The sequence below is a fragment of the Sporanaerobium hydrogeniformans genome, from assembly GCF_002735925.1.
Taxonomy (GTDB): Bacteria; Bacillota; Clostridia; order Lachnospirales; family Cellulosilyticaceae; genus Sporanaerobium; species Sporanaerobium hydrogeniformans.
The window spans coordinates 64,237-77,650 of sequence record NZ_PEDL01000012.1 but is presented as its reverse complement, the minus strand read 5'-3'; the positions used below and the strand labels follow the sequence as shown (position 1 = coordinate 77,650).

Here is a 13,414-nt window from a genome sequence, read left to right as displayed (position 1 = left end):
AGGACGGGGTTGAATATATCATTAGGACGGGCGGATATGGAATCCGCCCCTACGAGGTAATGATATCAAATCATTTATTCCCCCACATCGTAGGGGATGATTCCATATCATCCCACAAAAGGTAATGGTACCAACCCATTTATTCCCCCACATCGTAGGGGATGATTCCATATCATCCCGCAAAAGGTAATGATACCAACCCATTTATTCCCCCACATCGTAGGGGATGATTCCATATCATCCCGCAAAAGGTAATGATACCAAATCATTTATCCCGCCATATCGTAGGGGATGATTCCATATCATCCCGCAAAAGGTAATGGTACCAACCCATTTATTCCCCCACATCGTAGGGGATGATTCCATATCATCCCCTAAAAGGTAATGGTACCAAATCATTTTATTTCAGCACATAAAAAACACCTCCAAGAATTTTTTAATTCTTGGAGGTGTTTTTTAATTTATTTATCGGAAAGGGTATTTCTAAGATTATTGGTATAAGCAAGGTGCAACATTTTCATCTTCCATGTTGTCAGCGTTGTACCATAAGCATCCTGTATCAACGTCTTCTACTGCTTCACCTTTTGCTGCTGCAACTGCAAGTCTTACTGCGTTGTAACCGATAGATACTGGATCTTGAGTTACTGAACCGTAGAATACACCATTCTTGATAGCATCAATTTGAAGTGCACCTGAGTCAAAGCCTACTGCAATTACTTTATCTTGACCTAATTTGTTTAAACCTTCATTGGCATTGATAATACATTTTGCTGCAAATTCGTTAGAACCGTAGATTGCAATAAGGTCCGCTTTGTTAAGAAGAGTTAACGCCTCTGTTTTACCTGCATTGTCTGTAACTTCTGCTGGGATTCTTACTTCCATAACCACTTTAGCCCCATCTGCTTTACGGTTAAATTTATCATGACCTTCTACTTGGCTCTTATCTTCTCCAACAAGCTCTGTCATTTTATCAATGAAACCTGCTGTACGTTGTACGATAGAGTCTGAGTTAGCTTCTTGAGAAACTACACCAATTCTCACTGGCTGAGCTGGATCTGTTACTTTATCTTTGATAGCTTCATACATTTTTTCTGCTGCAAGTGCACCTGCTGCATAGTTATCTGTTGCTGCATTAGCTTTTACTGCGCCTTCTGGTGCTCCTGGAACCCCTGAGTCAAAACCAATGATTGGAATATTCTTACTTTGTGCTCCTACGATAGCATCTAATGCGGCACTTGTATCAAGAGCTGCAAGACAAATTGCATTTGGTCCTTTATTAATGGCATTATTAAGCTGCTCTACTTGAGTAGCAATAGCACCTTCTCCTTCTGGTCCTACGAAGTTTGTTTTTACACCAAATTCTTCTTCTGCTTTTTTACTACCTTTTAATACGGCTTGCCAGAAATCATGTTGGAAACCTTTTGCAACGATTTCGATTCTTAAATCACTTCCAGCTGCAGCTCCACCAGCTTCAGGACTTGTTGCTGGAGTAGATGAACCTGTTTCTTTTGAACCACCACAACCTGTTAATAAGCTTCCACAAGCTAATACGGCTACCATACTAAGTGCTGATAATTTTTTCCATTGTTTCATGAAGGATACCCCCTATTTTGTATTTTTATGTTAATTTAATTAGGTCACTTAATGAACTATCTTGTTTTCTTTTTATTTCTATTTTTAACATCTAAATAAACTGCAACGATAAGTACGAATCCTGTAATGAATTGTTGATAATGTGGTTGTAAATCGATAAATGGTAAACCTACCTTTAAGATGGCCATAATGAATACCCCAATGATGGTTCCTACTACTGTTCCATAACCACCTGCAAGGGATGTACCACCAATTACTACAGCTGCAATAGCATCTAACTCAAATCCATTTCCTGTACCTGGCATAATGGTAGAGTTGATTGCAGCATATGCAATACCTGCGATTCCTGCAAAAGTACCACTGATTACATAAGCGAGTGTTTCCCATTTCACAATATTAACACCTGATAAGCGTGTTGCTTCTTTGTTGCTACCTAGTGAAAGGATATAACGTCCTGGGCGGGTTTTGCCTAAGAAAATCGCCATAATGATTGCCGCTACCACGAGCAGGATGATACCTACTGGGAATCCATCTGCTGTTCTAAAAATAGATTTGTACCAACCATCTTCTGAGGTTCTAAGTGGGAAAGTAATACTTTGTGTCTTTGTGATGATTGAACCAAGACCTCTTGTTACCATCATTGTCCCTAGAGTAGCAATGAAGGCTGGAAGCTTGAAAACAGATACCATGATACCATTTGCAAGTCCAAATAAGGCACCACTTAAGATAATAACAATTAAACTAATCCATAATGGAACACCATGATTATATAATGTTCCTCCAATTAAGGATGTACAAATCAGAACCGTACCGATTGATAAGTCAATCCCTCCTGTGATGATAACAAAGGTAACACCTATTGCCATAAAACCTGTAGCATAGGCTGAGTCAAATATACTTACTAGTGTATTGGTACTTCTAAAAGCTGGACTCATTGCAAAGAAGAATAAGTAAATAGCAATAAGTGCTATAACAGCTACTAGTCTTTGCGTCCCAATTGTCTTGAATAGTGATTTTCCCTTTTCCATGATAGCTCTCCTTCCTAATTTCTCATTGTGGCATATTTCATAATTTTCTCTTGAGTAGCTTCTTCAATAGCAAGCTCACCTGTTTTGCGACCTTCACACATTACGATCACTCGGTCACTCATTCGAAGGATTTCTGTAAGTTCTGATGAAATCATAATAATTGACTTTCCTTCTTTTACAAGCTTATTCATTAGTGTATAAATTTCACTTTTCGCTCCTACGTCAATTCCTCTAGTGGGTTCATCAAAGATTAGGATTTCACTATCTCTGATAAGCCATTTAGCAATAACAACTTTTTGCTGATTTCCCCCTGATAAGTTAACAACTAACTGTTCAACAGAAGAAGTTTTGGTACTGAGCATTTTTACATATTTTTCTGCATCAGCCTTTACTTTAGCGTCATCAATAAAGAGACCTTTACTATAATCCTTTAAAGAAGCCATAACAGAGTTGTCTGCTACACTCTTTTCAACAACAATACCATATCTCTTTCTATCTTCTGATAAGTAACCTATGCCGTATTTAACAGCATCCATTGGTGATTTGATAGTTGCTAATTGTCCATTTACATAGATCTCACCACTATCAACCTCATCTGCTCCAAAAATAGCCCTTGCAAGCTCTGTTCGTCCTGCTCCCATAAGTCCTGAGAAACCAAGTATTTCACCTTTGTGCAGTTCAAAGCTTACATCTTTTACCATCTTACCAGCATTTAGATTTTTCACACTTAGTACAACAGGTGCATTTGCTGGAACATTTCTTTTTTGTTTAGGATCTTCGTAAATAACACGTCCAACCATCATATTGATGATGTCATCTTTTGTACACTCCTTAGTAATAAGTGTGCCTACATATTCTCCATCTCTCATAACTGTTACACGATCTGTGATACGGTTGATTTCATCCATTCGGTGAGAAATATAGATAATCCCAATACCATCATTTCGAAGGTCATTAATAATTTTAAATAAATCATTAATTTCCGTTTCTGTTAAGGCTGCTGTAGGTTCGTCAAATACAATGACTTTTGCATCTTGTGAAATAGCCTTTGCGATTTCAACCATTTGCTGTTTACCTACTGTAAGATTTCCCATTATTTCTTTAGGGTCAATATGGATACCTAAGCGAGCAAATAGTTTTTCTGCCTTTTGATTCATTTGTTTATCATTGATAAACATGCCTTGCATATCCTCTCTACCAATAAAGAGGTTTTGTCCAACAGTTAAGTGGTGCATCATATTTAACTCTTGATGAACAATAACAATACCAGCTAACTGTGCTTCTTTAGGATTCTTAAACTCTACTTCTTTATTTTCAAATTTGATACTTCCAGAATCTTTACCATAGATCCCTGTAAGTATTTTCATAAGAGTAGATTTACCTGCACCATTTTCACCCATAAGGGCGTGTACTTCTCCCTTTCTTAGATCCAGGTTGGCATTTTTTAATGCGTATACTCCCGAGAAAGATTTTACGATATTTTCCATACATACGATTGTATCGCCCATTTTTTCACCTTCTATCCCTAAAATGATGTTCACTTTCGCCAAAGTTTTTATTGTTTATAAGCTCATTATAGTGAAATAAATAAGTAATTATAATATAAAATCTTATAAAAAAAGGTCAAAATATTACTGAATTCTAGATTTTTCACCAGTAATATTCCAACCTTTTTCTCATTTGTTATTATTTGTCTATTATTTTTGGTATATTGATTCTATTAAAATTGTTTTGTGTTGTATATTGTTACTTTATGTGGTTTTTAAGTTAAATATCTTTGCATTTTTACTAAAACGGAAAAAGCAATCTTTGATTCATACCAATATACATATTTTCTTTTGTAATCAAAGTTGAACCTGTATTTATATTTTTCTCTATCACTTCGCCTTGTAATAGCTTAACTGCCTTTTCTACACTGATATAGCCCATATAAAAGGGATTTTGAATAGTAATACTATCATAAATTCCTTCTTCCAAATATTTAATCTGTTCTTTTGAATTATCAAAGCCTACTACTTTTATTTGATCAACTAAATTTAAATCTTTTATAGCACGTGCGACTCCTATGGAGGTATATTGGTTAAGTGCTGCAATCACTTTTAAATTCTCATGCTCTTTTACTGCCTTAATAGTATTTTCATAGGCCTTGTCACTATCCGAGCCACATTCATAGCTTTCTACAATCCTGCCCTCTCTATCATTAAGGGCTACTCTTATCCCTGACTCTCTTTGCATAGCTGTTGATGTCATTTTGCTATGACTCATAATGGCTACTGTTCCATCATCTACTAATAATTTTTTTATACGAGAACCCATTTTTATTCCCGCTTCAAAATTATTAGTTGCAATCATTACATCTTCAATCTGATCCTTTACACCTGCATCTACAATGAGCAATTTGATACCATTATCCTTTATTTTCTGAGCCAACGGAGCCGTTTTTTCATAGTCTTCTGCTGCTAGTATAATGGCATCAGGCCTTTTACTAATAGCTTCTAAAATAATCTCATTTTGCTTTTCATAGCTCCCTTCTTTTTCAGGCGCCATCACTTCAAGCTTTATCTCGTATTCTATTTTGGCTTCACTCGCCCCCTCTATAACTAAGTTCCAAAAGTCATTATTGGGCTCTACCACTTTAGGAATAAATATAATTGAAAAGTTTTTATTTTGTTTAAGTTCTACACCCCTACTTAAACTGATGTATAGAACCACTGCTATCATAAGGATAAGTAGCACTTTTTTTAATATTTTCATGCTTTCTCACCTTCCTGCTCTTTAACGATTGTAATCTTCATACACGTCCCTTTGCCTAATTCACTTTCGCAAAACATCTCTGCTTTTTGTCCATAATGTAGCTTAAGGCGCGAATAAACATTATAGACACCTACGCCATTTTTCTTTAGATTTGTTTCCTTTTCTTCAAAAATATGTGCACGTGTCTCCTCACTCATACCTATTCCATCATCTTCCACCTCAAGAATGATTTTTTCATCCTTTTCATAGCCTTTAATTAAAATATTTCCTTCTGTTTCTTTATTTTTAATGCCATGATAAATAGCATTTTCTATGAGCGGCTGAATAATAAGCTTGATAATTTGAACATTTTCAATAGCTGGGTCGACCTCTATTTCATAGTTTAATTGATCTCTATACCGCATTTTTTGGATACTCAAGTAGCTTTTTGCATAATTAATCTCTTGATAAAGAGGTATGAGCTCCAGTCCATTACTAATGCTTTGTCTTAACAACTTAGCAAGTTCCGAGGTCATTTTAACTACTTCCTTATTTTTTCCTCCCTCTGACATCCAAACAATGGATTCTAAGGTGTTATATAAAAAATGAGGATTAATTTGTGCATGGAGTGCCTTAAGCTCACTTTTTCTTTTTAGCTTCTCAGCTAATATTTTTTCCTTGATGAGCTGATGGATCTTTTGGTTCATATTGTTAAAGGTTTTTCCGAGTGTCCCTATTTCATTTTTTTCTACAATTTCTATTTCTGCTGCTTCAAAATCTCCTAGCTCAGACTTTTTCATAGCCTCTTCTAAAATCCGTATAGGCTCTGTGATCTTTTTAGAAAGATGAATAGAAAGACTAATAGCTATGACTAAAAGCATACTTATCGTAACCATATAGGCATTCCTTGCAATAGTACTATAGGTAAGAAGGGCTTTTGTTTTAACTACTCCTACCGCACGCCAGCCTGTCCTTTCTGACTTAGCAATAGTATATAAGTACTCTTCATTATCCTTAGTTGTTATAAAATAACTCTCTTTACTTTTTACTACATCTGTAATAAGCTCTGTCTTTAGTCCACTGTAAATCATTTTTTGGTTAGGATGATAAACAAGATTGCCTGCTTCATCAATGATGAAAATATATCCCTTATCTTCAAGCTCAATACGTTTACAAAGGTCCTCTATCACCTTATAATTTAAATCTACAAGTAAAACGCCAATATTACTTGTTCCTCCCTTGTCTTGAATGGCACTACTTAAAGTAACTACCCAAGGGTATTCATATTCCACAATATTTTGCACATGAGAAGTAGAAATTGCAAAACCTTCTTTTTGATCCAAGGCTTTTTTATACCAGGATTGTTCTCTAACATTCATATAGGGATTAATCGTTACCCCGTTATTTAATAGGATTCTTCCATTGATACCTATAACAGCTATATTACGAATATCTTCTCTTATATTTAAAGTGGTTGCTATTTGCTCCGTTACTCTCTTTTTTGCTAACTTCTGTTCAGTCGTTCCAGCATCTAACATGAGATAGTTCCTTACATCCGCATTTTGATTAAGCATATGAGATATATTCTCCATGTATTTGATGTAGGATTCAATGCTATAATTCATTTGCTCTGTTAACTCTTTCATATATTTAATAGAGTTTTCTAAGGTCGTTTGCTTTGTAAGTTTTAAGGAGAAATACGTAAAAATCATGCTCATAGGGATAAGCAAAACTAAAAAAGCTAGGAGTACTTCTTCTTGAATACTTTTAAACTTTATCTTTTTTATAACTCATCCCTGCTTTCTTTGGCATATTCTTTAGGCGTCTTTCCTGTATATTTTTTAAACGTTATACTAAAATAATGAGGGTCGCTAAAGCCTACTTTTTCTGCAATCTCATAGTTTTTAAGAGAAGTATTTTTAAGCATATTTTTTGCTTTTTCTATTCGCTTTTTTGTTAGTACTTCTATAAAAGTCTCTCCTGTTTCTCTCTTAAAGGTTGCACTAAAGTAACTTGGACTCATGGTTAAATAACTGCAAATATCTTGAAGTGTTAACTCACTATTTTGATAATTCTTTTCAATATAATCTAGTGCTAATAAGGTCTGCTTCTTGCTCATATCTTCTTTAAGGCTGTAAATCTGCCCCATAATTTCTATAAGATAGGAGTTTGTAATGGCAAAGGCTTCATCAACGGTTTTTTGCTGTTTAAACTGTGTAAGCCAGTTTTCATCATTATTTTTTATATTCTCTGTTTCCACACCCGCTAATTTAAGGAGTTCATTTGCCCTTAATATCATCTTTTGCATAATAATAAGTATTTCTTCTTTTTGTAAATAGGTGGCTTGTATCTTCTTTACTATTTTATCTAGCTCTAATCTTATCCCTTCTTCAGACTGCTTTTTTACTTGCAGCAAGACTTCCTCTATATTTTTGGAAAGATCTATAGGTTCTTTATACGTTTTAATTTCTTCTTGGCTAAGAATGCAATTGTATCCACATAAATAGCTGTAGCGAGTTGCTTCATAGGCACCCCTATATGAAATATAGATTTTATTAAGCTTGTCTACTTTTTCTCCTATACCTATAATCGTTTCTACTCCAAGATGGGCTTTCATTTTATCTTGTATATGTTTGCAAATTTGCTTTACCTGCTTTTCAAATTCTTGATTGAGATTGGATTCAAAAATAATAATGGAGCGATTATCCTTCTGCTGAAAAGCAACACCTAGATGATCCTGGGTAATAATTTCATCTACAATATTATAAATCGCAAAAGTAAGGAGAGCACTTTGATTTTGATTATCTTCCATCTTAAACTGAGAGAAATCAGTTTCTTTACTATCAATAAATGCTACTTTAAAATACCTCTTACTTAGATAAATTTCTGATTCTTTCATCTCCTCCCTATACTCCTCTTCACTTTTATTTCCTAGTATAAGGTCATTAAGGACTTGAGAACGAATGGTTGGTAAATGTTTGTAATAAGAACTTCTCAGCTTCTTTATATTGTTTTTTTCTTGCCTTTGTTTATCTAACTCTTTACTTATTGCCACTAGTAGCTCTGTTAACTCTGCAGCTGTAACAGGTTTTAATAAATATTCTTCAACCTTATATTGGAGAGCTTGTTTTGCATATTCAAATTCATCATAACCACTAAAAATAATAATTTTAGTTTGAGGGTGATTTTCAAATAAATACTTACTTAACTGCATCCCATCTACAAAGGGCATACAAATATCTGTTAGCACTATATCTGGTACTTCTCCTTCAATTACCTCTATTGCTTCTTTTCCATTTTTACATGCTGCTAAAAGGGTAAGTCCCATTTCTTCCCATGCAATATTTTCTGCAATAGCTTCCCGCACCAGTACTTCATCTTCTACCAATAACACCTTATACATTTTATTCACCTCACTCATTAGCATCTTACTGTATCTTTTGTGACTTTGTTCTTTTTCATGTAGACCTATTCATAAGAAATGTTCTTGTTATAGAACAATTAAGCGAGATTAGTGGGGCATTTACATGCTCTCTAGTCTCGCTTAATTGTTAGCATTTTTATTCCATTATATCTTCTAATATACGCTCAATATCCTCACTGTGGGCTTTTCTTGGATTAGTTGTTGTACAAACATCTGCAAGTGCCCCTTCTACTATAGAGGCTTTAAAGTGAAGGAAATCCTCCCTCTTTATGCCCACTTCTTTTAAAGTAGTTGGTGTTTTAGTCATTTTAAGCATATATTCCAGTTCTTTTATAAAGGCTAAAACATCTTTTCTTGTCTCTGAGTGTGAAATACCGAGTATCTTAGCGATATGTGCATATTTAAGAGCAGCTTTAGAATATTCTAAACCAAAGCTCTCTTCTAAACAAGCATTGAATTTTACAATGTGAGGAAGAAGCATGGCATTGGCTCTTCCATGGGGGATATGAAATTTCGCTCCAAGTCCATGAGCAATACTATGATTAATCCCCAGTCCTGCACTACTAAAAGCAATTCCTGCAAGACAAGACGCACTATGCATCTTCTCTCTAGCTACTAAGTCCTCTCCATTTGCATAAGCCTTTGGAAGATATTCATAGGCCAATTCAACTGCTTTTTCTGCAAGTGCATCACTTAAATCATTGGCATTTTCAGATACGTAAGCTTCAAGTGCATGTGTAATGACATCAAATCCTGTATCAGCCGTTACCTTTTGAGGAACAGTCCTTACAAACTCTGACTCCAATATAGCTACATCTGGTCTTAAAGAGGCATCCACTAGAGGATATTTCACTCCTTTTTCTGCATCTGAAATAACCGCAAATTGTGTCACTTCAGAACCTGTACCACTGGTGGTCGGAATAGCAATTAGCTCGATTTTCGAAGCAGAATCCGCTTGCCTTGCCATAAGTACAATCGCTTTAGCTGCATCGATAGAAGAGCCTCCTCCTATTGCTATAACAGTCGTTACCTTTGCATCTATAAGAAAGCGAAGACCTTTTGTTACAAGATCAATGGTAGGGTCAGGAGTCACCTCATCAAACAGGCTTACACTTGCACAAACAGCTAATTTTTGTTTCACTGTCTCCATTACCTTTGTACTTGCTAGAAAACTATCTGTAATAATCGCTACATGTTGCCCTTCTAATTCATCTAATCGATCTAAAGCATTGCTGCCAAAGCATATTTCTGTGTCTAATTTAAACTTTACCACAGTAACTTCTCCCTCCTAAACTTCTAGCCTCATCTATTCTGCACGCTATAAAAGGCTTTCCCATAATTTTTTATCTGGGTTTGGTATAACGGATGCGTCTAGGAACATACCTGTTTCACTCACCGCTTTTTGCGCCTTTTCAATTGCCGCCTCTACTGCTGCTACATCTCCTGTAAGAAAGAGATACGATTTTCCGCACATCCCTCTTGCAATACGCAGTTCAATCAATTCAACCACTGAAGTTTTAGCTGCTTCATCTGCTGCCACAATAATAGATGCTCCAGTAAAGGTCTCTACGATCCCTAAGGCTTTTGCCTCTTTAATTTCATTTGCACCATAAATGGCTGGAAAAATGGATTCATGTGGATTTCCTAATACAAAACTATCAATTAACGCCTCACCAAATTGAGTTCTTGAAGCTTCAATAGATGCTTTTACAGCACTTAAGTCACCAGCTAAAAGTACAATGTATTTTCCAGGACAAACAGTCTGTGCTTGTATTAGTTCTACTTGTGCTGTTTTTAAAATGAGGTCTGCTGCCTGTACACCTTTAGAGACTGTCTTATACTCAACCATTCCAATTGCTCTACTCATTGATTACATCCTTTCCTTTACATTCTCTTTAACTATTCTTTATCGTCACATAGTCGTCATTTACATCCAGTACAGTTCCACTTATAGAAGCATGGATAAATGCCCCTAAGTTCTCAGCTGTCACCTTACCAATCACCTGACCCTTTTCCACATGCTCACCTTGCTTCACACAGGGCACACCTGGTGTCCCAATATGCTGACGCATTGCAATCTTTACAAGTGATGCTTTTACAATCTCTTCCTTTAACGGTGCTTTTGCATCGTATTTTTCAATACCTAAACGAGCTGTTAAACGCTCCTTAGAAACTCCTCTAAAAGCTCTATCTTTATGCACGGGTTTTTGCACGACATCTTTACGTGGTGTTACACCATTTTTTCTTAGGCCATCCTTGCACTCACCAATTAGTGTTTTGGGTGCTAAATCTTGGAAGCATGAATACATTTCACAAAGTCCACATTGTGAACAATAGAAGGTTTCCATAAAGGTGTCTACTTGGCGGTATAAATTAGAGGTTGCTGCCTGCATAAAAGCATGAGGTCTTATAGGATGTCCTAATTGATTTCTTGGACACAGATCCGTACACATTTGACATTGGCAGCAAGCTGACATCCCTCTTTTCATACTTACCGATGTCTTTGCTTGCCTCTTCTTTACAATATACTGATCAGGAGGCATCACCAAAATGGCATTAGACGTTTTGTTAATCGTATCATAGCCACTTACAATGCGTCCCGTCATTGGACCACCATTAATGTAAATAGGATCCTGTATAGTAAGTCCACCTGCTGCTTCGATGCATTCGTCAACGCTAATCCCTAAAGGTACCTTTAAGGTTATTGGATTTCTTACTTCTCCTGTTATGGTAATGTATTTATAAATAACAGGCTCTTTTTCATTTAAAGCTTTATAAACATTCAAGATTGTTTCTACGTTAAATACGGTTACACCAATAGAAATAGGAATACTTCCAGGTGGTACAACCCTACCTGTTGTTTCGTAAATCGTAACCACTTCATCACCCGCTGGATAAGTCTCTGGAAGAAGACCTATCCGTACATTACGACTTGTTTTTAAGGTTTTAATAACGCCTTCTACTGCTGCTATTGCGCCTTTATAAGAAGGCTTAACTGCAATAATGACATCTGCTACCTCTAATACTTCAGCTATCCTTTCTAAAGTTGTAACAATCTCATAGGCATATTTTTCAAGAACTTGCCTGTGTAACTTTAATAAAGGTTCACATTCTGCACAGTTAAGAATAAGGGTGTCTGCTCTTTCATCTAATTTTGCATAGCTTGGAAAGCCAGCACCACCAGCACCTACAATGCCATTTTCTTTCATTATTTGTTTCAGTTCATCACTATTCATAAGTACCTACTCCAGTCCTATTCAATCAGATTATGTGAATTTTATTGTCTTTTATTTTTTAACTTGTGGAAGAACTCTTTCAACATCTGTATGTGGTCTAGGAATAACATGATTTGCTACAATTTCTCCATATCTTGTAGCTGAAGCCTGCCCTGCTTCTACAGCAGCTTTTACAGCCCCGATATCTCCTCTTACCATAACAGTAATTAAACCTGAACCAATTTTCTCTGTTCCTACTAACTCAACATTAGCTGCTTTAAGCATAGCATCTGCTGCCTCTACTGCTGCTATTAATCCTCTTGTTTCAATCATTCCTAACGCTTGCTGTACCATTGTCATGTCCTCCTTGATTTTCATTTTATTGACACTATTTTATCAATATGAATTTTTTGTTGGTTTTAATTTGTTTTATCTTTGTTATATCTTTATTATACACTTAATTTCTACACAAAACAATATTTTATTTTGTTTTGTGTGGCTTTTATATCTTTCTTTACCTTTGTTTTATGTTGTCGCCCATAAAAAAACAAGCCTATTTACCTATTTTGTAAACAGACTTGCCCTTTTTATTTGATGAATGCATTTGTTCGTTAATTTAAATACTCAATTAACTCATCTATACCAATATCCTGATAAGAACTTGTAAAAAATATTTTTTTACATCCTGCTAGTTCTAGCCACTTAGCCACTCGTTTAGGATTTGCGTTTTTTTGGTCAATCTTAGTGACTATCCCTATTACTTCCCGATTTGCCATACTGGTTATGTTAGGGCTCAAAAGGGAATAAGGCTCTGTTGCACTTACTACTAATCCTACCACATCTGCTTCATAAGCATAAAGTGCTACAGCACCACCTAAATTACGATTTTCTATATATTCACCCGGTGTGTCTAAAATACAGCTTCCATATTCCACATACTGTGTTTTTTCATAGCGAAGTTCTTCCTTTTTTAGTGCTTGCTTTAGGGTTGTTTTACCACATTCACTTCGCCCGATTAAAATAAGTTTTTTCATACTAGGTTCTTGTAACCTCGCATACTGTAAAGCCTAGCTTTTCTTTTACATAAGCGGTTACAGAATCTGTAGCTGCCTCTACTTCTGAAACAGTCCCCGTAACAATAAGTGTGCCACTAAACCTATCTACAAAACCAATCTCTACTCCTGAAGTTTTCATGGCTATATCTGCTCCGATAATGGCTGTCTCGCTGGGACTCATAGTAATAATCCCAATAGCTGAGCGACCATAATCAACAGATGGGTCCAGTCCCAGTTTTTGATAGAGTATATCATCAGGGTTGGCTATAATATGAGCCAGCGTAATCTGCTTTCCTGGAACAATTTCTTGAATAATCCTCATTTTATCCTGTGAATTAAATAATTCTCCTGGATTCATATTTCCCC

At 35.8% G+C, this 13,414-nt stretch carries 12 protein-coding genes; all 12 read right to left on the bottom strand.

Annotated elements, in window-relative coordinates:
• Positions 1-489: 489 nt before the first annotated feature.
• The 12 genes from CS063_RS11475 to CS063_RS11420 all read right to left on the bottom strand — a co-directional run bounded on the left by CS063_RS11475 (position 490) and on the right by CS063_RS11420 (position 13,406).
• Entirely contained in the window at positions 490-1,593 is a 1,104-nt protein-coding gene (locus tag CS063_RS11475) for an ABC transporter substrate-binding protein (RefSeq protein ID WP_099449839.1), read from the bottom strand.
• A gap of 56 nt (positions 1,594-1,649) precedes the next feature.
• Entirely contained in the window at positions 1,650-2,621 is a 972-nt protein-coding gene (locus CS063_RS11470; RefSeq protein ID WP_099449838.1) for an ABC transporter permease, read from the bottom strand.
• Between the two features lie 14 nt (positions 2,622-2,635).
• Positions 2,636-4,129: a sugar ABC transporter ATP-binding protein gene (locus tag CS063_RS11465; RefSeq protein WP_099449837.1), complete on the bottom strand. Its 1,494-nt coding sequence runs from the start codon at positions 4,127-4,129 to the stop codon at positions 2,636-2,638.
• A 280-nt stretch (positions 4,130-4,409) separates the two neighbouring features.
• Positions 4,410-5,375 (bottom strand): substrate-binding domain-containing protein, encoded by a 966-nt coding sequence (locus CS063_RS11460; RefSeq protein ID WP_099449836.1) that lies wholly within the window; start codon positions 5,373-5,375, stop codon positions 4,410-4,412.
• Positions 5,372-7,066: a cache domain-containing sensor histidine kinase gene (locus tag CS063_RS11455; RefSeq protein WP_180270771.1), complete on the bottom strand. Its 1,695-nt coding sequence runs from the start codon at positions 7,064-7,066 to the stop codon at positions 5,372-5,374. The genes CS063_RS11460 and CS063_RS11455 overlap by 4 nt, the downstream gene beginning before the upstream one ends.
• A 71-nt stretch (positions 7,067-7,137) precedes the next feature.
• Complete coding sequence (locus CS063_RS11450) at positions 7,138-8,757, bottom strand: response regulator (protein WP_180270770.1); 1,620 nt, start codon at positions 8,755-8,757, stop codon at positions 7,138-7,140.
• 157 nt (positions 8,758-8,914) lie between these two features.
• Positions 8,915-10,051 (bottom strand): 1-propanol dehydrogenase PduQ, encoded by a 1,137-nt coding sequence (locus CS063_RS11445; protein WP_099449833.1) that lies wholly within the window; start codon positions 10,049-10,051, stop codon positions 8,915-8,917.
• 45 nt (positions 10,052-10,096) lie between these two features.
• A complete protein-coding gene (locus CS063_RS11440; protein WP_099449832.1) occupies positions 10,097-10,645 on the bottom strand; it encodes a BMC domain-containing protein in 549 nt (182 codons plus the stop codon).
• Between the two features lie 28 nt (positions 10,646-10,673).
• Positions 10,674-12,014: an SLBB domain-containing protein gene (locus tag CS063_RS11435; RefSeq protein WP_099449831.1), complete on the bottom strand. Its 1,341-nt coding sequence runs from the start codon at positions 12,012-12,014 to the stop codon at positions 10,674-10,676.
• A gap of 51 nt (positions 12,015-12,065) precedes the next feature.
• Positions 12,066-12,353 (bottom strand): BMC domain-containing protein, encoded by a 288-nt coding sequence (locus CS063_RS11430; RefSeq protein WP_456300489.1) that lies wholly within the window; start codon positions 12,351-12,353, stop codon positions 12,066-12,068.
• Positions 12,354-12,604: 251 nt separating this feature from the next.
• Positions 12,605-13,027, bottom strand: coding sequence for a EutP/PduV family microcompartment system protein (locus CS063_RS11425; RefSeq protein ID WP_099449829.1), 423 nt, complete (start codon positions 13,025-13,027; stop codon positions 12,605-12,607).
• Position 13,028: 1 nt separating this feature from the next.
• Complete coding sequence (locus CS063_RS11420; protein ID WP_099449828.1) at positions 13,029-13,406, bottom strand: BMC domain-containing protein; 378 nt, start codon at positions 13,404-13,406, stop codon at positions 13,029-13,031.
• Positions 13,407-13,414 lie beyond the last annotated feature (8 nt).

Bases quoted from the DNA above. Each gene is read 5' to 3' on its own strand.
- CS063_RS11420 (WP_099449828.1), bottom strand. From the start codon at position 13,406: ATGAATCCAGGAGAATTATTTAATTCACAGGATAAAATGAGGATTATT.
- CS063_RS11435 (WP_099449831.1), bottom strand. From the start codon at position 12,014: ATGAATAGTGATGAACTGAAACAAATAATGAAAGAAAATGGCATTGTA.
- CS063_RS11460 (WP_099449836.1), bottom strand. From the start codon at position 5,375: ATGAAAATATTAAAAAAAGTGCTACTTATCCTTATGATAGCAGTGGTT.
- CS063_RS11425 (WP_099449829.1), bottom strand. From the start codon at position 13,027: ATGAAAAAACTTATTTTAATCGGGCGAAGTGAATGTGGTAAAACAACC.
- CS063_RS11470 (WP_099449838.1), bottom strand. From the start codon at position 2,621: ATGGAAAAGGGAAAATCACTATTCAAGACAATTGGGACGCAAAGACTA.
- CS063_RS11475 (WP_099449839.1), bottom strand. From the start codon at position 1,593: ATGAAACAATGGAAAAAATTATCAGCACTTAGTATGGTAGCCGTATTA.
- CS063_RS11430 (WP_456300489.1), bottom strand. From the start codon at position 12,353: ATGACAATGGTACAGCAAGCGTTAGGAATGATTGAAACAAGAGGATTA.
- CS063_RS11440 (WP_099449832.1), bottom strand. From the start codon at position 10,645: ATGAGTAGAGCAATTGGAATGGTTGAGTATAAGACAGTCTCTAAAGGT.
- CS063_RS11450 (WP_180270770.1), bottom strand. From the start codon at position 8,757: ATGTATAAGGTGTTATTGGTAGAAGATGAAGTACTGGTGCGGGAAGCT.
- CS063_RS11455 (WP_180270771.1), bottom strand. From the start codon at position 7,066: ATGATTTTTACGTATTTCTCCTTAAAACTTACAAAGCAAACGACCTTA.
- CS063_RS11465 (WP_099449837.1), bottom strand. From the start codon at position 4,129: ATGGGCGATACAATCGTATGTATGGAAAATATCGTAAAATCTTTCTCG.